This window comes from Endozoicomonas sp. ALD068, from assembly GCF_049310145.1.
Taxonomy (GTDB): Bacteria; Pseudomonadota; Gammaproteobacteria; order Pseudomonadales; family Endozoicomonadaceae; genus Endozoicomonas_A.
Genome location: NZ_JBLYNU010000004.1, coordinates 2,413,932 through 2,437,767 on the forward strand (window position 1 = coordinate 2,413,932; position 23,836 = coordinate 2,437,767).

Annotated in this window: 13 protein-coding genes and 1 pseudogene; 8 read left to right on the forward strand and 6 right to left on the reverse strand. The window is 47.4% G+C overall.

Annotated features, from left to right (window positions below):
• Positions 1-157: 157 nt before the first annotated feature.
• On the reverse strand, positions 158-3,781 hold the full coding sequence (locus ACO6V5_RS08515) for a PEP/pyruvate-binding domain-containing protein (protein WP_422413718.1): 3,624 nt from the start codon (positions 3,779-3,781) through the stop codon (positions 158-160).
• Between the two features lie 141 nt (positions 3,782-3,922).
• On the opposite strand from ACO6V5_RS08515, the gene ACO6V5_RS08520 reads away from it, so the two are divergent.
• The 6 genes and pseudogenes from ACO6V5_RS08520 to ACO6V5_RS08545 all read left to right on the forward strand — a co-directional run bounded on the left by ACO6V5_RS08520 (position 3,923) and on the right by ACO6V5_RS08545 (position 9,901).
• Positions 3,923-4,051 carry a hypothetical protein gene (locus ACO6V5_RS08520; protein ID WP_422133460.1) on the forward strand — a complete coding sequence of 43 codons (129 nt, stop codon included), beginning with the start codon at positions 3,923-3,925 and terminating at the stop codon, positions 4,049-4,051.
• 21 nt (positions 4,052-4,072) lie between these two features.
• Complete coding sequence (locus tag ACO6V5_RS08525) at positions 4,073-4,222, forward strand: hypothetical protein (RefSeq protein WP_422133459.1); 150 nt, start codon at positions 4,073-4,075, stop codon at positions 4,220-4,222.
• Between the two features lie 336 nt (positions 4,223-4,558).
• Positions 4,559-4,700: pseudogene (locus ACO6V5_RS08530) on the forward strand (DUF4277 domain-containing protein); the annotation flags it as partial.
• A gap of 183 nt (positions 4,701-4,883) precedes the next feature.
• Complete coding sequence (locus ACO6V5_RS08535; protein WP_422413722.1) at positions 4,884-6,461, forward strand: F-box/WD repeat-containing protein; 1,578 nt, start codon at positions 4,884-4,886, stop codon at positions 6,459-6,461.
• 151 nt (positions 6,462-6,612) lie between these two features.
• Positions 6,613-8,190: an F-box/WD repeat-containing protein gene (locus ACO6V5_RS08540; protein ID WP_422442414.1), complete on the forward strand. Its 1,578-nt coding sequence runs from the start codon at positions 6,613-6,615 to the stop codon at positions 8,188-8,190.
• Between the two features lie 151 nt (positions 8,191-8,341).
• Positions 8,342-9,901 carry an F-box/WD repeat-containing protein gene (locus ACO6V5_RS08545; protein ID WP_422442413.1) on the forward strand — a complete coding sequence of 520 codons (1,560 nt, stop codon included), beginning with the start codon at positions 8,342-8,344 and terminating at the stop codon, positions 9,899-9,901.
• Positions 9,902-9,982: 81 nt separating this feature from the next.
• Here the strand turns inward: ACO6V5_RS08545 and ACO6V5_RS08550 are convergent, their stop codons facing one another.
• The 4 genes from ACO6V5_RS08550 to ACO6V5_RS08565 form a co-directional block, all read right to left on the reverse strand.
• Positions 9,983-11,221 (reverse strand): DUF3179 domain-containing (seleno)protein, encoded by a 1,239-nt coding sequence (locus ACO6V5_RS08550; protein WP_422133455.1) that lies wholly within the window; start codon positions 11,219-11,221, stop codon positions 9,983-9,985.
• Positions 11,222-11,423: 202 nt separating this feature from the next.
• Entirely contained in the window at positions 11,424-11,927 is a 504-nt protein-coding gene (locus ACO6V5_RS08555; RefSeq protein ID WP_422413848.1) for a DUF4116 domain-containing protein, read from the reverse strand.
• The gene (locus ACO6V5_RS08560) at positions 11,927-13,765 is read right to left on the reverse strand and encodes a PEP/pyruvate-binding domain-containing protein (protein ID WP_422413850.1); all 1,839 of its coding nucleotides are present in this window, start codon (positions 13,763-13,765) and stop codon (positions 11,927-11,929) included. Before ACO6V5_RS08560 ends, ACO6V5_RS08555 begins: the two co-directional genes overlap by 1 nt.
• Positions 13,762-14,085, reverse strand: coding sequence for a hypothetical protein (locus ACO6V5_RS08565; RefSeq protein ID WP_422413852.1), 324 nt, complete (start codon positions 14,083-14,085; stop codon positions 13,762-13,764). The genes ACO6V5_RS08560 and ACO6V5_RS08565 overlap by 4 nt, the downstream gene beginning before the upstream one ends.
• Before the next feature lie 611 nt (positions 14,086-14,696).
• Here ACO6V5_RS08565 and ACO6V5_RS08570 point away from each other — a divergent pair.
• Both ACO6V5_RS08570 and ACO6V5_RS08575 read left to right on the forward strand, forming a co-directional pair.
• Positions 14,697-16,031 carry a hypothetical protein gene (locus ACO6V5_RS08570; protein WP_422411459.1) on the forward strand — a complete coding sequence of 445 codons (1,335 nt, stop codon included), beginning with the start codon at positions 14,697-14,699 and terminating at the stop codon, positions 16,029-16,031.
• Between the two features lie 185 nt (positions 16,032-16,216).
• Positions 16,217-16,351 carry a hypothetical protein gene (locus ACO6V5_RS08575; RefSeq protein ID WP_422137791.1) on the forward strand — a complete coding sequence of 45 codons (135 nt, stop codon included), beginning with the start codon at positions 16,217-16,219 and terminating at the stop codon, positions 16,349-16,351.
• A gap of 66 nt (positions 16,352-16,417) precedes the next feature.
• On the opposite strand, the gene ACO6V5_RS08580 is transcribed toward ACO6V5_RS08575, so the two are convergent.
• The gene (locus ACO6V5_RS08580; RefSeq protein ID WP_422411457.1) at positions 16,418-23,512 is read right to left on the reverse strand and encodes an autotransporter outer membrane beta-barrel domain-containing protein; all 7,095 of its coding nucleotides are present in this window, start codon (positions 23,510-23,512) and stop codon (positions 16,418-16,420) included.
• Positions 23,513-23,836 lie beyond the last annotated feature (324 nt).

The window sequence follows — 23,836 nt, forward strand, 5'->3', positions numbered from 1 at the left end:
TTAATATTCATCCTTGAATCAACGACTGGTGATTATCTTTACGTTTGACAATCATGTTTTTATAAAGTTCCCCCGTCAGCTTCAGGCACGCAGTAGAAACAACAACAGGGTTGGCACTGGTCCACATTTTCTGAATCGATCAGGCCTTGTTTGCAGATTATCTGAGGTATTCACGAAGTTCGGGGCTTCTTTGTTTTGCTGCATTGATAAAAGCTTCATTATCTTTAAGCTCGGAAGCAGCATAATGGAAAGCTTCATGATTCTTTGCAATTAACTCCAGCATATACTCAGGATCACTCAATACCGTATCACTGGCGAATGTTAAGGCATAAATGCCATCAGCAATTGCCAATCCAATAATGCTTTTATCGCTCCGAAGTCTTTTACTGGCATAACGCAAAGCTCCCGGATACTTTTCGACAGCGGCTATGACAATCTCTCTATCATCTCGCAACTTTTCACTCAAATATCGCAGCTCCATGGGATGTTCTGACATGACGGGTAATACAAAGTCTTTATCATTTCGAACCCGCTGGCTGGCACAGTCCAGACCATGTTTCAGCAAGGCACTCCTGAGCTTTTCTTTATGATCCCCGAGCGGTGGGCCCGGTGGCGCATAAAACTCCAATTTGTGTCTGAACGATGGATTGATAACAAAGCATTGATTTTCCAGGTTATACACTCGCTCAACCAATCGGGTGGCGCTTATGGGATTTAATAATAAAAAATGATGTAAGAGTTCCCTGCGGATATCCTCAGTTATCTCATCACTCATTAACATTTCCAGCAGGCTTTCCTCCGGTTTTTCCCGGAGAAATACTGAGAACTGACAGGCACCAAACCGCCGGGCATGATGAATAAACTGTTGGTAGTATTTGCTTAATAACCGACAGCAAGCTGCTGTAATGTACCAACTCCCCCCACTCCGATAAGACATTACGAAAAGGCAATGTTGAAAGGCGAATCTATCCTCTTCTGTCGCAACATCACGACCAAGGCGCTGTGCAAGCCGGTTAAAGTCCCACTGGCCGCCTTCAAAAATAAGTTTATCCCCGAACTGACGATCGAGATTATACATAGCACGTAATACAATGATCAGATGTTCAAAGGCATACTGCATGGATTTACGTGATTTCATTCGGGGGCATTCGACGATCATTTCACCCGCTGCGGCGTTGCAACTCAGCTTCATGCTACCCGCATTTTCATCCAGTCTGATCTCTTTAAGAAGTTGCGCCAGAAACCACATACGCCTGAACTTGCCGGATCTACCATAGTCAAAAGGTCTATCAAATTTGTCAGAAAAGGTTAGCCGCAAGGTTCTTTCTTTACCTCCCTCTGCCTGTTCAAGTAGCTCGATCACGCCCACATGACTGCCAAGATTCAGGTTAACAATTATGGCTTCATCCATACTGATAACCGTCCCTGAGAGCCCCAACTCTTCCATGTATGCTCTGCCGGTGGGCCTCAATAGCGGTTCCTCATCACTTGAGGTTGTACAATCGACATAGGTAATTTTCCTTTCACTGGACAGTCGGCCCTGACCCGAGGCTATTGTGACCGGTGCCAGTGCCTTTACGAAGCGCTGATGCAGGGCAAAAATCAGCTCATGGACACTCCGGACCTGATCAGCCTGCTTGGGGTTAAGTGCCTGAAGGCAAGATTGCAGCTGCTGGCAGGCGGCCAGCCAGTGACGAAAAGCGCCCTTGGATTTCTGGTCTTCTTCACCGGCTTGCGAGGGGAGAATGATACTCTCCAAACCATATCGGATGGTCTTTTTCAGAGCCTCGAAGCGGTTGACCAGTTGCGGTAACTCTTCCCGCCATGACTTGAGCGGAGATAAATCACTGTTACCCGCCAGCCCCAGGAATGCCCGGTACCCAGCCAACAGTGACTGAGTCCCAAGCACCAGCCGATTGACGCTCTCCCTGGTCTCAGCCAGTAGCTTTGATCGTTGTGGCGACATGCTCAGTTTTATCGGGTTTGCCAGACAATCCAGTCCGCTGCCGGAGGCAAAAAATACCAACAGTCGAGCGTTTTGTTCCGTGAGCCATTTAAATCCGCTGGCAACCTCAAGGAATGTGCCTTCAGGGGGAGACAAATCCTCCCGTGACGGGATGGCCTTTGCCAGGGGTGCATCAGCAACAGCAGAGGCCAGGCTTCTGCGACTGGCCAGTTTTCCGGTAAGATCACCAACAACAATAAAGGCTCCGGGCTCACCGTTAAAGCGGGCGCAGGCCAGCGTCGCCTGCTGGCCATTCTGAGGGGCCAATGCCGCAAACTCTTCAGCGCACCGCATTAAGGTTATTTTTTCCTGTTTCATGAGGATCGCTACATGATCATTGAATCCCGCTTTTGCAAAGACAAAACCCCCTGCTTGCTTAAGGAACTCTGGCTCAAGCATCCACTCTTCAGCGTGGTCGGCCACGACAATGGCTCCCTTTGGCATAGAGTCAGCCGCTTGTTCCCGGGCCAGCCAAAGTGTTCCGGTGCAATAGCCTTCGCTGATGCCCTCACCAATGGTCAGAGTCTCTTTGGGTATGAGCATGGCAAAATCCATGCTGCCAGAGAGTCGGGTAACAGGGCGCACCTGTAACAGCAACAGGCAACCCCGGCGATCAATGGCAAACTCCACATCCACAGGACAGAGCAACAGGTCTTCCAGCTTTGTCACCGCCTCTATGAGTTCTGAAACCGTTTCATCAGTGAGTTTCTGTCCACCGTCGTCTGATTGAGCATTAACATTATCAATTGATATTTCCGAGTAGCCGTTGTTCTTTTTGTGCAGAACGAAATGACTTGAGATCGTCCCGACAAAGTATTGATAGCTGTCAGCTTCTTCTTTACGATCCTCGCGATAAATATCAATACGGTGGGGCCTGTTGCCGGACTGCCCTGCTACCACACCTTTGGGTTGACCGTATGTGTACTCAACCCTGACGGTATCATCCTGAAAAGATTGAAAGCTCATGACAACCCCGCCGTATTTGCAGTCAATACACTGCTGGATGATCAGTGCCATCGGTTTTGGTATGCCTTCGGGACAGACTTCAGGCCGATAAGCTGAAGCCATGACCTTAAGGCAGGTACTTAAAACATCCTCTTCTTCCTGAATTAAAGAAAGGTATTTGCCCGCCTGGGCATCGCCGTAGTTATCTTCATTAATGCCAGAGCTGCGCACAATCACGGGCTGTGATTTAGAAAGCTCTTCCAGCTGGCGGCGCAAAGCCCTGATTTGCCGGGCCGCGTCGGAATCTTTAACCTGTTGGTAATAGTCATCACTGGCAATAAATTGCGCCAGACCCACCAGCCATTCATCCCTTCTGGTTTGCTCTGAAGGCAGCAAGGCATTGATAGACTCCCGGATGCTTTTGACACTGGTTTCAGTCTGGGGTTCACAAACAAACTCAGGTAAATAACGGTCTAAAAGATGGGTATCCAAAGGGTGTTGTTCAAGCCCATTCATGATCTGGGCAGTAACACATTCAAAGGGCGGAACAGACAGACCGGCTTTTTTCATGCGCCGCAAAAACATTCCCTTGCCCCCAAATTGTTCCCGGTTGCCGGAAAAACAGTCAGCAGCCTGATCTGAATCAGGTGGACGGCAGGTGCGCTCGGTCAGTGACTTTGGATCGGGAACGACAGTGGTATCATGACCAGCCAAATAGCCTTCGGATGAACCATCAGCCCCTATGGATGGAATCGCAGTCCCGGCATTCTGATCCAGATTCGTTGTCAGGCTGTAAAGGTCTGATTTATCAACTAGAGCAGCAGGTAACATCAAGAAATCCCTCTCATATTAATATCCATCCCAGAGTTATTGGTTAGCATTGACATCCTCCCCGCCCTAAAGAGGGTGTCGCAAAACTCTGGTTCACATCTTCAGAGGGTGTCGCAAAACTCTCTCCAGCGTGGGAACGATTTGACTCCCGTCATTCCCGGCTTCATTCTCGTCATTCCCGGCTTCATTCTCGTCATTCCCGGCTTCATTCTCGTCATTCCCGGCTTCATTCTCGTCATTCCCGCGAAAGCGGGAATCCACACTGACTGACCACCAGAACCATACTGCCCGGTGCCCCCCTGGCCTTGTCATCCCCGAGAAGGCAGAGATCCACCGTTGGCGCTGGATTCCCGCCTTCGCGGGAATGACGACCTAAGAGCATGGGAACGAGCTGTTGGAGTTTTGCGACACCCTCTAAAGGACGGGGATTCCTACGGCTAGACGGTCATGCTCGACCGCAGTGTATACCTTACCCTATAGCGGCATACACCTTATTCGACAATCTGCTCTACCTTTCGGATTGTCTAGGCGACCCCGTTAACAAACACGGGCAGAAAGCGGAAGGTATTTTACTTTTCCTGTCAGGTAGCGTAATCGCTAAAAACACCTGACGGATAGTAAAGTAGCACAAGGGGCTTGCTCTGCAAGCCGAGCTTTCATCCCCGTCATCAAAGTACGGGGTTTTACGCTCATTCGATAACTGCCTTTCACCACAGCGACTGATATTTACCTAAGTACCCGTCTGAGAACCTCAACCACCCTGGCTTGATTGCCACTATGGTGTCGGGAGTTAAAGATAGCCGAATATATTGATGCCCGTATCACAAATGACTCTGATGTTCGTAATGTCACTATTGGACAAGTTGTAGTTGCAATGATCATCAATGGCTTGGGCTCTAGGGGGCAAACTCTGTACATAGTAGTAATTCATTGTTTACCGGCACTGAGTAGCGACATTCTGCCTATGCAGAAAGACGGACACTTTGCTCGTTTCGCTCAACAATAGAATGAACTTTCTTTTCAAAACCGACTCTAACCGACGAGATTATTGTTCGACATCCTTAACTATCGGGAATAAATATTTACTCTCGGGGAACCAGACATGAATGGAATAGATACTGACTTCAGTAGTGAAAGTCACAACTCACCACCACCCGGGCAAGAGGAATCGGCAACAACAACGGGCACCATTGCAGGCAGGAGTGTCACTGTAGCAATCAGGGAAAAAAAGGATAAACCCTCACTGCTGGACTTATCCTCATTACCCATGATTTTTCGCTGTCTGGAACTTCGGGATATCTGCCGTTTAAAACAGGTATGTACCCTCCTGCGCGATGCAATCAAAGAGGATAATGCTGAGGCAAAAGCCTGGTATCGCCGTTTTCCTTCCTCGCACCAGAATCAGCTGAGGATAGCCATCAATACAAAAAACAAGGATCAACTTCGTGATTGGTTTGAATCGTTCACGAATGATCAGGCGTTAGTGAAGTCACTCACAGATCGCGACCCGGAGGGGGCTTATGTGCCTGCTCTGTTTTTTTTCACCAAAGCCAGGCTGATGGCTGAATGTAAAACATTTAAATTAGTCACAACGTCAACCATTCACGAACATAAATTCCTGATCTCAGCCAGCCTCAGTGTCGATGGCTGCCACTTGGTCACCGTCTGTCAAGATCACTCAGCAAAAATCTACTTTCATAAGGATGTTGGATTATGGGAACTAAAACTCGTCATTCGCCATGCCCATTGGGTCTTTTCAGCCACCTTCAGCCCCAATAGTCTGCATCTGGTGACTACCAGTTATGATGGCAAAGCCTTAATTCACAGCCACAAGGCCGATGGGTCCTGGGAACTGGCAGGCATCATTGCTCATACTGATGGTGTCGTCTCAGCCAGCTTCAGCGCTGATAGCCGCCATCTGGTGACTGCCAGTAAAGATAAAACGGCAAAAGTCTATGGCCTCAGGGACGATGGATCATGGGGAAGCGAAGCTACTATCTTGCAGAAAAGTCCGATCAAATTTGCCAGCTTCAGCTCCGATGGCCAGCATCTGGTGACCGCCTGTAAAGATAAAACGGCAAAAATCCTTAGTCAGCAGGCCGATGAATCATGGTTAGAAAAAGTCAGCATCGACCATCATGGCAGCGTCCAATCAGCCACCTTCAGCCCCAATAGCCACCATCTAGTCACTACCAGTAAAGATGGCAAGGCTGTAATCTACGGTCATAAGGCCGATGGATCATGGCAACCAGAAGACACCATTCACCATACTGACTGTGTCTGCGATGCCAACTTTAGCCCCGATAGCCGTTATCTGGTAACTGCCAGTAGTGATAACACGATAAAAATCTGTGCCCGGAAAACCGATGGATCATGGGAGCCTGTCGCCAACATCAGCCATGAAGACGAAGTCTTCTCAGCCACTTTCAGCCCTGATGGCCGTCATGTGATGACTGGCAGTAGTGACGAAACAGCGAAAATAATTGGTCAGGAGGCCGATGGTACATGGTTAGAAAAAGCCAGCATTTCCCACCATAACAGCATTAACCCTCATGGTTGCTGCGTCACCTCAGCAGCCTTCAGTGCCGATGGCAGCCATGTAATCACCGCCGGTTCCGACGGCGCAGTCAAAATCACTGAACTACGGAGCAGTAATTCATTGTTTACCGTCACTGAGTAACGACATTCTGCCTATGCAGAAAGACGGACACTTTGCTCGTTTCGCTTAACAATAGGATGAACTTTCTTTTCAAAGCCGACTCTAACCAACGAGATTATTGTTCGACATCCTTAACTATCGAGAATAAATATTTACTCTCGGGGAACCAGGCATGAATGGAATAGATACTGACTTCAGTAGTGAAAGTCACACCTCACCACCACCCGGGCAAGAGGAATCGGCAACAACAACGGGCACCATTGCAGGCAGGAGTGTCACTGTAGCAATCAGGGAAAAAAAGGATAAACCCTCACTGCTGGACTTATCCTCATTACCCATGATTTTTCGCTGTCTGGAACTTCGGGATATCTGCCGTTTAAAACAGGTATGTACCCTCCTGCGCGATGCAATCAAAGAGGATAATGCTGAGGCAAAAGCCTGGTATCGCCGTTTTCCTTCCTCGCACCAGAGTCAGCTGAGGATAGCCATCAATACAAAAAATAAGGATCAACTTCGTGATTGGTTTGAATCGTTCACGAATGATCAGGCGTTGGTGAAGTCACTCACAGATCGCAACCCGGAGGGGGCTTATGTGCCTGCTCTGTTTTTTTTCACCAAAGCCAGGCTGATGGCTGAATGTAAAACATTTAAATTAGTCACAACATCGACCATTCACGAACATAAAGCACTGATCTCAGCCAGCCTCAGTGTCGATGGCTGCCACTTGGTCACCGCCTGTCAAGATCACACAGCAAAAATCTACTTTCATAAGGATGCTGGATTGTGGGAACTAAAACTCGTCGTTCGCCATGCCCATTGGGTCAATTCAGCCACCTTCAGCCCCGATAGTCAGCATCTGGTGACTACCAGTTATGATGGCACGGCCTTAATTCACAGCCACAAGGCCGATGGGTCCTGGGAACTGGCAGGCATCATTGCTCATACTGATGATGTCGTCTCAGCCAGCTTCAGCGCTGATAGCCGCCATCTGGTGACTGCCAGCAAAGATAAAACGGCAAAAGTCTATGGCTTCAGGGACGATGGATCATGGGAAAGCGAAGCTACTATCTTGCAGAAAAGTAAGATCAAATTTGCCAGCTTCAGCTCCGATGGCCAGCACCTGGTGACCGCCTGTAAAGATAAAACGGCAAAAATCCTTAGTCAGCAGGCCGATGAATCATGGTTAGAAAAAGTCAGCATCGACCATCATGGCAGCGTCCAATCAGCCACCTTCAGCCCCAATAGCCACCATCTAGTCACTACCAGTAAAGATGGCAAGGCTGTAATCTACGGTCATAAGGCCGATGGATCATGGCAACCAGAAGACACCATTCACCATACTGACCGTGTCTGCGATGCCAACTTTAGCCCCGATAGCCGTTATCTGGTAACTGCCAGTAGTGATAACACGATAAAAATCTGTGCCCGGAAAACCGATGGATCATGGAAACCTGTCGCCAACATCAGCCATGAAGACGCAGTCTTACTAGCCACTTTCAGCCCTGATGGCCGTCATGTGGTGACTGGCAGTGACGACGTAACAGCGAAAATAATTGGTCAGGAGGCCGATGGAACATGGTTAGAAAAAGCCAGCATTTCCCACAATAACAGCATTGACCCTGATGATGGCTGGATCACCTCAGCAGCCTTCAGCGCCGATGGCAGCCATGTGATCACCGCCGGTTCCGACGGCGCAGTCAAAATCACTGAACTACGGAGCAGTAATTCATTGTTTACTGTCACTGAGTAACGACATTCTGCCTATGCAGAAAGACGGACACTTTGCTCGTTTCGCTTAACAATAGGATGAACTTTCTTTTCAAAGCCGACTCTAACCAACGAGATTATTGTTCGACATCCTTAACTATCGAGAATAAATATTTACTCTCGGGGAACCAGGCATGAATGGAATAGATACTGACTTCAGTAGTGAAAGTCACACCTCACCACCACCCGGGCAAGAGGAATCGGCAACAACAACGGGCACCATTGCAGGCAGGAGTGTCACTGTAGCAATCAGGGAAAAAAAGGATAAACCCTCACTGCTGGACTTATCCTCATTACCCATAATTTTTCGCTGTCTGGAACTTCGGGATATCTGCCGTTTAAAACAGGTATGTACCCTCCTGCGCGATGCAATCAAAGAGGATAATGCTGAGGCAAAAGCCTGGTATCGCCGTTTTCCTTCCTCGCATCAGAATCAGCTGAGGATAGCCATCAATACAAAAAACAAGGATCAACTTCGTGATTGGTTTGAATCCTTCACGAATGATCAGGCGTTGGTGAAGTCACTCACAGATCGCAACCCGGAGGGGGCTTATGTGCCTGCTCTGTTTTTTTTCACCAAAGCCAGGCTGATGGCTGAATGCAAAACATTTAACTTAGTGACTAGATCAACCATCAAACTAAATAGCCGCATCGACTCGGCCAGTCTCAGTGTCGATGGCTGCCACCTGGTCATTACCCGTTACGATAACGACACAGCACAAATCTACGTTCACAAGGGTGCTGGCTTATGGGAAGTAAAAGACATCATTCACCATGCCGATTGGCTCAGATCAGCCACCTTCAGCCCCGATGGTCAGCATATGGTAACTGCCAGTACCGATGGCACGGCTGTAATCTGTGGCCATCAGGCCGATGGGTCCTGGGAAAGAGTAGGCTGCATTACCCATACTGCCCGTGTCAGCTCAGCCCGTTTCAGCACCGATGGTCGCCGTGTGGTAACCGCCAGTAGAGATCAAACGGCAAAAATCTATGGCCTCAGGGACGATGGATCATGGAAAAGTGAAGCCACTATCCAACAGGACAGTCCGATCAAAAGAGCCAGCTTCAGCTCCGATGGCCGCCATCTGGTTATAGCCAATAAGCATCGTACGGCAACAATCCTCAGCCAGCAGGCCGGTGAATCATGGTTAGAAAATACCAGCTTTGAACATGATAACAGCATCAAATCAGCGACCTTCAGCCCCGATGATCACTATATGGTGACCGCCAGTACCGATTACACGGTTGTAATCTTCGGTCATAAGGCCGATGGATCATGGGAACAAGAAGACACCATTCACCATAATTTCTGGGTCTACAAAGCCAACTTCAGCCCCGATAGCCGCTATCTGGTGACTGCCTGTGAGGATCGCAGGGCAAGAATCTATAGCCAGAAAGCCGGTGGGTCGTGGCAACAAGAAGCCAGCATTTTCCATGAAGGCGGAGTCATATCAGCCACTTTCAGCCCTGATGGCTGCCATGTGGTGACTGCCAGCAAAGACGGAACAGCGACAATAATTGGTCAGGAGACCGATGGGTCATGGTTAGAAAAAGCCCGCATTTCACACAAAAACGGCATTTTTTCTAATGATTGCGGTTTAAAATCAGCCGCCTTCAGCGCCGATGGTCGCTATGTGGTAACCGTCTCCAGGGACCGTTCGGTGAAAATCACTGAACTACGGAGTAATCATTAATGGCTCTCTAGGAGCCTCCTAGTGCATCAATAAATTACTTTCTTTTGACAGTACTGTTTTTATAAAGTTCACTCTTCAGCCTTAAGTTTGCCACGATACCTTGTCGAGACGATTGATGTCGGTGGCTGGAAAAAACTCCACCCAAACATGCCAAAACATGCCGGGCCGCAGGGCTTCAATCCGCATCAATCGGCCACGATCCGATCGGCCATTGAAGTCGATACGGGTGACAGACTGACCGCTGTCGTTGTACCAGGCCCCAAGACTTTCCAGTTTAGAATCGTATGCAATGACTACCGCTCGACCGCCAATCGTCACGTTGATGACATTATCCTGCTCAAACACAAAGTCCTCTGTATAGGCCACTGCATCACCATTTAGCGCGATACCCCATATATACGTCTTGTTAGGGAGCCGATCATCATAATGGGTCATATTATCGATAACAGGCGTGTTCTCACGAGCATGCCGACCGAGCAAGACAGCAAAGATCGAGTCGATACCGGCATCCAGCAAACGCAGAAACGGATTAGACACCGGCTTGTTCAGAAACACACGCCCATTTGGATAGGCCTTTTCAAAGGCGCGAAAACTCATGCGAAACGTTGGCCAAAGCGGCATGCCCTGGCGCTCGCAGGTCGAATGTCTGTCGGGCCGTCCATGACTGTTTGCAGACAAGTCGCAAACGCGCTGACCGAAAATATGCTGAATCGGCTCACGGGTTTGTTTGTCACGCATCACCAGGTTATTACCATGCTGTGCCAGCACGTCTAAATCGATAGGACGGCCATCCATTTCGGCCTTGAAGCCCAAACCCAGATTTGCCAGTGCGCAATAAGTCATGATCAAGCGCTTCTCGCCACCAAGACCTCTGGCACTGCTGGCCAGGTGCGGCCGACTCAAGTCGTAATCACTATGCGCAGCCGCTTCGCCATTGTTCTCGATCACCAGCATACTGGTGGAGGGATTGATAAAGTTGCGAGCCTTGTCGATGGAGTAATAGCTTGCAGTGCCTTGCTGATTGCGCAGGCCTATGTGAATCCAGACATAGGGAAAGCCATAGAACAATGTCACCAGTGCTGCCGCTGACCAGAAGGTCCAGCCGCTGCCGGCATCATACGTCAGATGACACAGGGCCATCAGCAACGCCAGACCAAGGCCGATCGCCATGAGGCGACGCTCCTGGCGAATCGCACGAAGGATGTTTTCTCGCTTAACCCTGATGAACGACTGACTGATATCACCCAGATCCCGAAACAGAATCGCACCAATAACCAAAGTGCCTGCCAGACTGAGCCAGAAGACCCACTGCCATAACATGATCCGAACCTCCGAGAGAACATGGTTGCCGCCGAAGAATTGACCGGATGTATAACAACCCCTGATGCTTTGCTTGTGCATTCTAGCGCATTATCGAACAGCGGATGCCGGAATTGCGGACAATAACCGACAGTGTCCTGGAGAGTTCGTCCCGCTGACAGCGCAAAGTGCTGACTTGCACTCTCAGTACTGAAGCACATTCTTAAAGTCGTATCGGACTTAAAGTCGTCTGGGAGACATATTCAACAACATCCGGGTTCCTGAAGATTGCTGACCTGATAAAATCCTTATCGTATCTAAGTTCATCAGCAGCATAGTCGAAAACATGATGATCACGTTCAATCAAGTTCAGCAAATACTCGCGATCACTCAGTACCTTTGTACTGGCACATCGTAAGTAAACAATATCATTATCGATAACTATTTTTATAATGTCTTTATCACTTCGGATTCTTTCACTTGCATATCTCAGCGCGGTTGGATAACTGGCGATAGCGGCCTTTACAATATTTTCATCATCCCGTATTTCCGGGCTGACATATTGCAGCCAATTGCCGTGCTTTTTGATTGCAGTCATGACAACCTCTTTATCATTCTTCATTTTTTCACCAGCAAACTCAAGGTTTTCTTGACGCTCTGCAATGATTGGTAATACCAGGTCTTTATCATTCCTGACCCGTTGACTGCCATATTGCAGTCCGTGCATCAGCAAGGTTTTTTGAAAATTTCTTTATCATCAGAAAGCCACAGATCCGGAGGGATTTCAAAACTTGGTCTGTAACTGTAGGATGATGGTTTTATAACATAGTATTTATCTCTCAAATCGGGGTAAACATCCTCAACCAATGGAGCCGTTCTTTTGGCATCCAGGAATAACAAATGATGTAAAAATTCCCTGCGGGTTTCTTCAGTGATCTCATTGCTTATTAATATTTGCCGATAGTCGTCCTCCGATTTATCACGACACGATTTATCACGACACGATTTATCACGACACGATTTATCACGACACTCTGCAAACCGTTGGGCATAATTAATAAATTGCTGGTAGTGTTCGGGTAATAAAAGCAAATAATCAGGACTGCAGGTGAAATGCTGCTCATAATACATTGCGAAAAGGCAATGTTGAAAGGCGAACCTGTCAGCTTCTGCCGCAACATCGCCAGTCAGGCGTTGTGCAAGCAAGCTAAAGCTCCACTGATCTCCTTCAAAAACCTTAATGTACTGCATTTTACAATCTACATTACGCATATCACGTAACGCAATGATCAGTTTTTCAAAGGCATCCTGCATGTTTTTAGTTGATTTCATTCGCGTGCATTCGACGGTAATGCCTCCGGCTACTGCATTGCAATTCAACTTCATGCTATCAGCATTTTCATCCAGTTGGAGCACTTTCAATAACTGCACCAGAAGCCACATACGCTTTAACTTGGCGGTTTTACCAACACCATCATCTTTATAAAACTGGTCAGAGAATTTCAGCCGTAAGGTTCGTTCTTTGCCTCCCTCTGCGTATTCAAGCAGATCAATAAGGCACACATGACTTCCAAGCTTCAGGTTAACAATCAAGACATCATCCATAATGACCACAGTCCCATAACAATTAAGCTTTTCGATTAATGGCTTCGAGGACGGCCTCAATAGCGGCGCCTTTTCTCCCGGGTTGCGCTGAGTTGTGTAATCAAGGTAGGTAATTTTCTTTTCTTTTGATAGCTCGCCCTGACCGGAATGCTGACTGATCGGTGCCAGTGCATATACAAAGCGCCGGTGCAAGGCAAAAATCAGCTCATGAACACTCCGGACCTGCTCAACCTCTTTAGGATTCAGTGCTTGCAAAGAGGATTTCAGTTGCTGACAGGCAGTCAGCCATTGATGAAATGTTATCTGCCTGTTTTTACCATTATCAAGAAGCAGGATGATAGTCTCTAACCCGGATCGGATGGTCTTTTTCAGCGCCTCGAACCGGTTGCTCAATGTCAGTATTTCATCCCGCAATGACCGAACCTCGAAAGTTTCCGAATAGCCGTTATTGTTTTTGTGCAGGACAAAGTAACTTGACACCTTGCCGGGAAAGTATTGAAAGTTTTCAGCGCCTTCCCTGCGACAAATATCGATACGGTGGGGCGTGTTACCGGACTGTCCTGCTACTGCTGCGCCTCTGGGCTGACCCAGTGTGTACTCAATCCTGACGGTATCATCCTGAAAGGATTGAAAGCTCATAACGACTCCACCATATCGACAATCAATACACTGTTGGATGATCAGCGCCATGGGTTGCGGTATGCCTTGGGGACAGACTTCAGGCCGGTAACCTGAGGCCATGACCTTAAGACAGGTTCTGAAAACATCGCCTCCTGCCTGAATGACAGAGAGGTATTTGCCTGCCTGGGCATCGCCGTAGTTATCTTCGTTGATACCGGAACTGCGGATAATCACGGGCTGTGATCCAGAGAGTCTGTCCACCTGACGGTGCAGCCCCCGGATTTTTCGGGCCGCTTCAGAATCTTTAACCTGTTCGTAATAGTCATCACTGGCAATCAATTTCGCCAGACCCGCCAGCCAGTCATCCCTTCTGTTTTAGACAGACTGGCTTCTTTCATGCGCTGCAAAAACATCCCCTTGCCCCCAAATTGTTCCCGGTTGCCGGAAAAACAATCAGCAGCCTGATCTGAAGCAGGTGAACCGCAGTTGCCCTCGGTTAGTGACTTTGGATCGGGAACGACAGTGGTATTATGACCAGCCAAATACCCTTTGGGTGAACCATTAACCCCAATGGATGGACTGGCAGTCACGGCATCCTGATCCGGATTCGTTGTCCGGCTGTAAAGATCTGATTTATCAACTAAAGCAGCAGTTATCACCAAGAAATCCCTCTCATGTTATTATCCATCCCATTACTAGGAGCCTGACCGAGAATAGCGCCCGTAGCGAGGACGGCAGAAAATTGAGGATGAAAATTCGGTTTTGTGAGGAGAATAGCGAGCTATTTGACGAACAAAAGCGGATTTTCAGACCAATTTGCTGCCGCCGCAGTAGGGCAGTCTATTCTCGGTCAGGCTCCTAGTGCATCAATTAATTAGTTTCTTTTGACAGCAGAATTTTTACAAAGTTCCCTCATCAGCCTGAAGTACGCAATAAGAAAAACAACAACAGGGTTTGCACCGGATGACATTGTCTGAATAGATCAAACCTTATTCGCAGATTATTCGAAGTATTCAGAAACCTCGGGGTTTCTTTTTATTGTGGCCTCGATAAAATCATCATTATCTTTAAGGCTGGATTCAAGCAATAACGATACAGATGACTCAGATTATCAGAGTGACAACATGAGTGATCGTGTATTTTTTGGTCTAGAGCAATCAAAATGAACATCAGGTGTCAGAATCCTCAAAAAAAACAGTCATATAAACTGTGTGTGCTACTCTCAATCATTCACCGAAAATTGATATTAGTAAAAAACAGGTAATTAACGATGAAAATAGACATAAGATTAATCATTTTACTCTGTCTCTGCTTGCTATCATCTTATTCAAATTCAAATGACCTGCACTTTACATGGAAACTGGAGCGTTTAGGTCAATTAGTACTTGATGGTACAGCCACATCATCCGCTAATTTCAGTCACAATGGGAGAACAATAAATAGCTATTTGAATAACCCCACTAGCTTTTTTAGTTATATTTCCGGGGATCGTTTTGTCAATTATGACCTGACCTCTTCCGCTAATATAGAGCTTAATCAACATAACACGGCCAATCGTGTGCCAGCTTTTTTTAGTAGCTTATTAGGAAATGGCCAACATAACCTTCAGCATCGCTTACACACTCGTTACACACTAAGAAGTGAAACGAAAACAACAGCACGTAAATTTGCCCATATATTAAGCTTTTTTGCTATGCCTTTTATCTGGACTAGCAGGATGCTTTTTCAAAACTTACTAAATAGCGAAGAAAAGGTGAACGCGCTTGAAGCAGCAACGCCAACCACTTTACCAGAACATGTAAGTATCGATAGTCGCTCTATATCTGTATCTCGATCTCCTACAGATGAGACCGATAATGCTCAAACGCTTTTATCGTCAAGCACAAAAGCTATAGACGATAATAACCTTATATTTGACCTTTTCCTGAATAATCCAGAAACACGACAATGGATAATAGAGCATCTACTAAACTCTACGTCCTACGGTACGTTTAATTTGATAATACCTGAGTTATTCAATACAGTCAGACCTGCCAATATTATTGTGCATGAGAAAACCAGTGAAGATGATAGTGCAAACCTGCAACCATCAAATTTTTTATCATTATACTTTCAAAAAGGAACTGTCGTTCAATACCACCTTAGGAAATTACCCAACAATAACATTCAGATATTAGCGATTTCAGTTAACTCCAATTTTTATACCCTGACATTCTCCATCGATAATTATGATGCTGCAGCCAGAGCTAACCAACCCCCCGCACATTTTGCGGAATTCCCGGAAAACTGTAACTGTGGAGGAGCATGCAATTGTGCTACCTCAAGAAATAATGATACTCAGTTCAGCTTTGAAGCCATGAGAGCGATGATGCTCTGTTGGCAGACACTGAACGACAAAGATGGCAGGTTCAGTAAGAAGTTGTTTCGCGGCTTTTCACAAGACTTGCAGGACCGGGAAGCCAGGGACGATTTCAATATGGCGCTTTATCACTCTTTCTCGTCCATGCGTAATGACATAAGATCGCTCACACAAGATGATGTGAAAGAGATCCTGAAATGGCCGAAAAGGAAAGACAAGGATGACGAGCCCAATACCGAGCTGTAATGAACACCAGGTTAAGCTACTTCCACCAGTTCACATTTCTCAGGTGTCGTAGTTTTACCGCTGATCAGGAGGAAGTCCTGTTCACGGGTCGGGAAATTTATGCGCCACAAGTAAAAAAGGCTAAATTAGCCTTACCTGTTGTTTGAACTATGATGCAGCAGCCTCCTACTTTCAGGTATGCAATTATGCAATATGATCTCATCAAGGCATTTCTTGATGCCATTTCGACATTGACCAGCCATCAGATGAATATTCTCATCAAAGCCCTTTCTCCAGAGGTTGAGAACAAAACGCATAAGCCGAACCTGAGTAGTTGTTGAAGTTTTGCAACACCCTCTAAAAGTACAGGGTTTTACGCTCTTTCCGGTGAAAAATTGACGGCTTACTCAGAACCCGTAGCTGACTCTGGCAATAAAACCATAGGCCTTGAAGCTGTCCATCCAGTCATAGTGATAGCTGATGGTAAAGGCCAGGTTGCTGTGGCTCTCCATATTAATCACTGCATCGAACTGGTAACGGCTTTGTTCACGTTTGGCCCCGCTCATCAGAAAAGCATTGCCACCCTGGGCAAATTGCGCGGTCATGCTCACCGGGTCATCCTTGAAATCGTGGAAGGCCATCAGGCTGACTTCAGGTTTGACGGTCATACTGGCTGTGGTGATATCGCCCGACAGTTTCAGACCAGCGCCCAGTTCCAGTATCTCGTAAGTGTCGCTTTTGACTCTTGCAAACCGCAGGATATCTGACCAATCGTTAACGCTTGTCTCCCGGTAGTCGTCTGGCTTGATGCTGGCATAGTTGAAGGCCAGTTGTGGCAACCAGTGCCATTCTCCTGACTGACCCAATGGCATTTTATAGCCAGTCAGAAGACCAACATCCCACGAATTGAGATCATGTTTGGCCTTGATCTCATTGCCGACAACGTTACGTTTACCATCATTATTACTCCAGCTGTAACCTATACGGCCATCGACAAACACGGAGCCCTGCGCAAAGCTCGAATAGACGCTGAAGGTATGCCCTTCGGTATCAATCCTGCTGCTTGAGCCATCGGTCCCGTTAACATCACCCTTTGAGTAGGTATAGGCGACACCTAACGTCATGCGTTCATTCAGATCAGAGTCAACACCCATTGTGAAGCCGTGGGTTTTGGCTTCATAGCCGTTGTACCCGTCCTTTTTATCCTGCCTGGCATCCGTGTTGGCATACTGCATCCAGACATTACCGGAGGCAACCATATCACCCGCAGCAATACCGTTGCGAAGGCCAGTCTGTCGGGCGCCAACTGCAGTACGGGCCTGTCTGATCGAAGCGTTGGCAGAACTTATGGACGCACCGGACAGGTCCGGAGTCATCTGGTTGACAATTTTGGCGACTTCGGCAGTGTTGTTATTGATCATCTTGACCTGACTCAGGATCCAGTTATTCAATGGTTCACTGTCGTTTGATTGACGGGTAGTCAGTGCTATCTCAATCGCTTTCAAGGCTGAATCGTTGGCACCGCCGGATCTGGCAAGATCCGCAACAAATGTCGCTACATGGTAGCTGACAAGGAACAGCTGTCTGGCCGTCAGGCGAAGGTAGTAAAGGGTGTGAGGAGTGAATGAAGTCGTTACCAGGGAGGGCATTGTTTTAATGTCGCAGTCGCTTGATTGCATCAAAAGATATTCGGTGCTCTCACCGATATCCGGTTGATTATTCAGTAAAACACCGGCTTCAGGGCCGACTTCAATTCTGCTGGCTTTGATGTAAGGTGCTTTCAGGTCACGCAGTTCATCCAGAGTCACTACCAGTGTGCCCTCTTGCTTATAAAGACCTGCCACTTCCAAGGCACTGTCACGTCTGGACGACAGAGCTGCAGAAGGTGCCTTCGGGTATAAAGTACCGCCTTTGTTAATATGGACAGTTGTCTTGGCCAAGGCGGTTGAGGTATCAGATTCAGCTTCTGAAACAGATTGTAAAAATTTGACGGGAGTGACAGACAATTTCAGGTTTGAGGTCAGGGTCAGTTTGCCTGAAATGCTCACTGTTCCCATAGTCTCAATCAGCTGACCGCCGAATTGAGCCTCCGGACCACTGAAGGTCAGGGAGTCCAGCCCGATAATGTCGCCCTCTACGGTACTGTTCTGAACATCCAGACTGTCACCTTTACCCGGTAGGCTCCGGATGCTGCCAATGGTGCCAGCCTTAAGGACAATGTTGATGGGTGGGCGGTGACCGGTGTCATCAAACTTCATCTCCTTTATTGTGCCACGGGTGTTTAATGGTACTTTCTTGAAAAGTACCGCTGACTTAGTGAATTTAAGAGGTAATGTTAAAGCACCGCCAGCAGGGCCTGCGTCTCTGGTCGTTATCAGTCTGGCTGTACCGTCTTCAGTCACCGTGATGCTTAATGGGTTCTGTATTGCAATGGTTTCCCATTGTTTGCCTGTGATCGAGACATCATCTATGCCACTGACCGATCCAGTGATCTTGCCACCGCTGAGAAACAGACTATCGCCGTGGCCTTGTTGACCTTTAATGTTTTCGGTGATGCCATCGAGATGGTTCAGAAAGAGTTTCGGACGTGCGGAGTCTGGCCCTGAGAGATCGATTTCATGGATTTCACCGCCTTCATTATTGATAGCAAAGGCTGACCGATTAAATAAAGACTTTTTAAAGCCTAATACCAGACGATCAGTTCCTTTTTCAACCTTTGGGTCATCCGTGATTCTGTTAACGACAGCGCCTTTAACAAGGTTCACAAGGTCAAGATTATCCATTCTCAAATAGCCCCATGTATCTCCCTGCACGATCAGGTTGTCAAAGCCGCTCTGTTCCCTGATAGTGCCTGCGACCATTACAAGAGTGTCGTTCATTCCAGGGCGTGCTTTTACAAGGTCAGCAGCTCCACCGGATTGGATAAATTGCAGTGAAGGGCGGTGGGCGTCGCTGGAAAAGTCCAGGCTTGCCAGTGTTCCATGGTTATCCACTTTAAAAAAATCGTTGTTGCTAAAGGTGCCGTTAAATGCCACAGCTAAGGTTTTATTGCCATAGGTGGAACGAGTATTGATGCTGCTGACCCGGGCATCAGGACTTATGGTTATGGAACTGGGGTTGTTGACTTGCCCTGACACCGACCAGGCATCTGCACTGTCCAGCAGGATGTGTCTGGCTCCTTGAAGCTTTCTGATCTGGGCTTCACCTTTCAGCCATAGATCTGCCTGTTTATCGGCATGACTGGTAATAATGACTGGATGATTCTTATCACTGATGATGCTCAGGGTCTCTTCTGGAACTGTTTCCTGATCTTTTTTGTCGTAAACACGGATCTGATGAATGGGGCTTTCCAGAGTCACTTGTCGTGTATTTGTGGCCCAGTCCAGAAAATCCCATTTTTTACCTGTTACCCTGATGGTATGGATGCTATCAACCGCTCTTTTTACTGAGCCGGAGTCCAGTATCAGTTCATCATTTTTATCAGAGCGACCTTTGATTTCTTTAACTATTTCACCGCCTTTCTGAGAGAGCTTTAAAGAAGGGCGCTGAGCATGAGCTGACAAGTCCAGACTCTCCAGTGTTCCATAGTTATCCACTTTAAAGTCGTCGTCGGCATCAATACTTTTAAACACCAGAGCCAGAGATTGAGTCCCGAATCCGGAGTGGGTACTGATATTCTTGACCTGTGCACCCGGTCTTATGGTTATGGAGTCAGGGTTTAGTACTTGCCCCGTCACCGACCAGTCTTTAGCGCTGTCCAGCCAGATACCCCGGGCTCCTTCAAGATCGGTGATCCGGGCCTCACCTTGTAACCATAGATCGGTTTGTTTATCGGCATGACTGGTGATACTGACTGGATTGCTACGGGTGATGATGCCCAGAGTCGCTGCTGGCAACCCTTTTTTCCATTCCTCGTCTGTCTGCTCTCTCTGGTCTGAAACACGGATCCGCTGAATAAGGCTGTGCAGATCCACTTTGTGTGTGCCGGTGGCCCAATTCAGAAAAGTCCATTCCCGACCTGTTACCCTGATGGTATGAATATCATTAACCGCTTCTGTCAACGAACCCTTGTCAAGTATCAGTTCATCATTTTTATCAGAACGACCCTTGATTTCTTTTACTTCACCTCCTTTCAGAGAAAACTGCAATGGAGGGCGGTTAGCGTTACTGGAAAAGTCCAGGCTTCCCAGTGTTCCACTATTATCTACTTTAAAGACATTGTCGTCTTTGTAGGTGCCGTTAAATAACAGGGTTAAGGTTTTATCCGAGTTTCCCCTGTTTAAGTGGGTGGAGTGGGTATTGATACTGCTGACCTGTGCTTCAGGGCTTATGGTGATAGCATTGGAGTTGTAAACTGAGCCATTCACCGACCAGTCTTCAGCACTGTCAAGCAGGATATTTCGGACACCCTTAAGATCGCTGATGTTGGCTTTTCCCCGCAACCATAGATCCGTTTGTTGATCAGCATGACTGGTAATACTGACTGGACTGTTGCTGGTGATCAGGTTCAGAGTGGCGCCTGGCACGACTTCCTGTTGTTTCTTGTCGGAAACCCGGATCTGATGAACAGGGCTTTCCAGGATCACTTGTCGTGTGCCGACGGCCCAGTTCAGAAACGTCCATGCTTTACCCGTCACATTGATGGTACGGATATTATTAACTTCGCCTGTTACTGAGCCGGTGTTCAGTATAAGTTGATCATCCCGATCAGGATGACCCTTGATTACTCCCATCTCACCCCCTTTCAGAGAGAGCTGTAGAGGTGGTCGTTTAGCGCCGTTCGAAAAGTCCAGTCTCTCCAGTGTTCCGCGGTTATCTACTTTAAAAAAGTTATCGTCAGTGTAGGTGCCGTTAAATGTCAGGGATAACGTATTATCGCCGTGACTGGAGCGGGTATTGATGCTGCTGACCTTGGCATAGGGAGTTATGGTTATGGAGTCAGGGTTGGGGACTGATCCTGTCACTGACCAAACGTCAGCACTGTCCAGCAGAATATTCCTGACTCCATGAAGATCGCTGATCTGAGCTTTACCTCGCAACCACAGATCCGATTGTTGATCAGCATGGCTGGTGATACTGATTGGACTGTTGCTGTTGACCAGGCCCAGAGTGCTGCCTGGCAAGGTTCCCTGTTCTTTCTTGTCGGCAATACGAATCTGATGAACAGGGCTTTGCAGATCCACTTTCTGTGTGCCGGTAAGCCAATTCAGAACCGTCCACTCCCTACCTGTTACCCTGACGGTATGGATATTATCAACCGTTCCTTTCACTGAACCCGTCTTCAGTTCAAGTTCATCTTGTTTATCGGAACGACCTTTGATGGCTGCTGTTTGACCTTGTTGCAGAAACCACAGCCTGGGACGTTCAGCGTCACTCGAGAAGTCCAGACTCCCTAATTTCCCCTGATTATCCACTTTAATGAAGTCGTTGTTGGTATAGCTGCGGTTAAATGCCAGACTTAAAGCGCCACGGTCACTGCCACGGCTGGAGTGGGTATTGATGCTGTTGATCTGCGCACCGTCATTTATATTTATGGAATTGGGGTTGTACACTGGCCCTGTCGCTGACCAGGCGTCAGCATTGTCACTTGTTACCGTGATGGTAGAGATATCATTGACCGCTTCTGTTACTGACCCCTTATTCAGTACAAATTTATCATTTAGGTCAGAACGGCCCTTGATGGTTCCTGTTTCCCCCCCTTCCAGAAACAACAATAGAGGTTTTCGGTCGTCTTTTGACGATAGATCAATCGTCTTGATGATGCTCTCAGGCAAGCTATGAACAACCAGATCACGAGCAACCAAAGTTGATTGGCTGAACGACAAATAGAGTGATTTGGATTTGTTCGAGGGACGTTTAGTAGTTATCTCTTCAATCTGACCTCCTGAACCTGCTGTAATGGTGAGCAGGTCAGGCAAAGGTGCAACAGGCGAGACTGACCAGTTCCCGGAATGGTAAACAGCTATATGTTTTAGCTCCGGTAAATGATTAAGCTGAGCGCTACCGAAAAGGTTCAGACTCTCTACCTTCCCTCCCCCTTCAGTATTTATGTCCAGTTTGTTCTGGCTCTCACTTGTAGTAGCAAACCTTAAGGAAGCGTCAGGGACTTCATGGGAGGATGCTATTGTATCGCTCACAAACAAGCTATTGATTTGACTGGATGTATCAAACCTTGTCGCCTCTGAAATCCAGCCACTCAGGCTCCAGCCTGATCCGGAAATCTTAATGGTGGAAAAGCCGGAAATATTGCCCTTTATGGATAATGTCGTATTTTTACCCGGAACTTCTTCAGGAAGAGCAATATAAAGAGTGTTGTCTTCGCCACTAGCACTCTCGATGTTTCCTGTTATGAATCCTCCGTGCAAATACAGAGGGGATTGACTTGCCTGCTCCATTTTAATGGCAGGCGACCCCTCAATGACGTATCCGGGTTTAATGCTAAGGCCTCTTGGAAAATTACCAGAATAAAGCAATCCGGTGCCAGTACCTCTTATGGTTCCCGCATTCACTAACTGACCATTGCCTGAGATTTTGATGCCAATGGCATTATCTTTGGTAAAAATATCACCACTGTTGTCTACTTTAGCTCGATGTGTGTCTGTGCTCATACCAACACTATCGTCGCCAGAAACGTTGATAGTGGCCCAGTTGGCAGCGGTGGAGGAGTAACCGACCGGGGGAGGGTTACTGGCATCGGCGGTTGCAGCCATACCATAATTGTTTTTGCCATTAACGTTGAGGGTACCTCTATTGCGAACTTCTGCATTACCCTGTTCTACTCCGAAGTCGTGGACATTTTGATTTCTGGCTTTCATTCCATAGGACGGTTGGTCGCTTGAGGACTGGCTAGACAAGTTAAGAGTGCCACTGTTTGTACCCAAACCGTTGATAATGAGAAAGCCCATTGCGGGAGCGCTTAAAATATTAAAGGTTCCATTTATCTCATTAGCGGCCTCAGAAGCTTTGTGCGCAGCCTGAAAGGCTGTGGGTGCAGTTCGTCTCTTTATCCCCTGAATAGTGACTATGCCCTCGTTGCTGATAGTATCCCCATATTTGGTCAGGGCCATGACGACGTCTGCAGCGTAACCCTTCTTCTCCCGTGCACTGCTGAGTATGCCTTTGTTAGTGACTCTATTATTCATGCCTACAGCGCTGACGATCATATGAACCCCGGCCTGCACTTTATTGCCACTGGGTAATTCGCTCGTCAGAGAACCTTCGATGTTTAATGTTCCATTCACCATTTTTATGTAATTTATCCCGTCGGGTTTGGATGGATCAGCGGGACCTATGGTAACGGTACTATCTTTTGGGATGGATTCTACCCACTCTACAACTTTGGTTTTATGGGGGGGCCATTCCTTGGGGTCAAAGCGGCTGCCGCCGCTATCATCTCCCAAAACCCACCCGGAAATCACAGAAACAACGGCAAAAGCCAGAATAATCTTCGAGTAAAAAACATGAGGCCTGGGATGACTCATTGATAAACCTTCAAAAGTCATTGGAATATCAGCAGGAGGCGTATTATGGGAAAGAGGCGGCAGACAGTTTGGGAGAAACCACCGCTGAAAATCTGATTTGGCGTTCGAAAGACGACCGGAGCTTGACCACGCTCATTTTAGGTAATCAAAGGAATGTTTTGAAATACCCATTAATTTTAAAAAACAGGTTTTTAGCCCGAAAAACGACACAGTTTACGTATTCCGGGGCTGACTTTGATCCCTCATCTGCTGTTTAATAGCCCAGCTTCAAGTCATAATGAAGTGACTTGAGTGAATGTTGTCATGACGACATAGCTGCCATTCTTGGGCTCTTCACTCACATAT

Coding starts and splice junctions, on each gene's coding strand:
- ACO6V5_RS08540 (WP_422442414.1), top strand. CDS start 6,613: ATGAATGGAATAGATACTGACTTCAGTAGTGAAAGTCACACCTCACCA.
- ACO6V5_RS08580 (WP_422411457.1), bottom strand. CDS start 23,512: ATGACTTTTGAAGGTTTATCAATGAGTCATCCCAGGCCTCATGTTTTT.
- ACO6V5_RS08575 (WP_422137791.1), top strand. CDS start 16,217: ATGCAATATGATCTCATCAAGGCATTTCTTGATGCCATTTCGACATTG.
- ACO6V5_RS08545 (WP_422442413.1), top strand. CDS start 8,342: ATGAATGGAATAGATACTGACTTCAGTAGTGAAAGTCACACCTCACCA.
- ACO6V5_RS08550 (WP_422133455.1), bottom strand. CDS start 11,221: ATGTTATGGCAGTGGGTCTTCTGGCTCAGTCTGGCAGGCACTTTGGTT.
- ACO6V5_RS08535 (WP_422413722.1), top strand. CDS start 4,884: ATGAATGGAATAGATACTGACTTCAGTAGTGAAAGTCACAACTCACCA.
- ACO6V5_RS08515 (WP_422413718.1), bottom strand. CDS start 3,781: ATGTTACCTGCTGCTCTAGTTGATAAATCAGACCTTTACAGCCTGACA.
- ACO6V5_RS08555 (WP_422413848.1), bottom strand. CDS start 11,927: ATGCACGGACTGCAATATGGCAGTCAACGGGTCAGGAATGATAAAGAC.
- ACO6V5_RS08570 (WP_422411459.1), top strand. CDS start 14,697: ATGAAAATAGACATAAGATTAATCATTTTACTCTGTCTCTGCTTGCTA.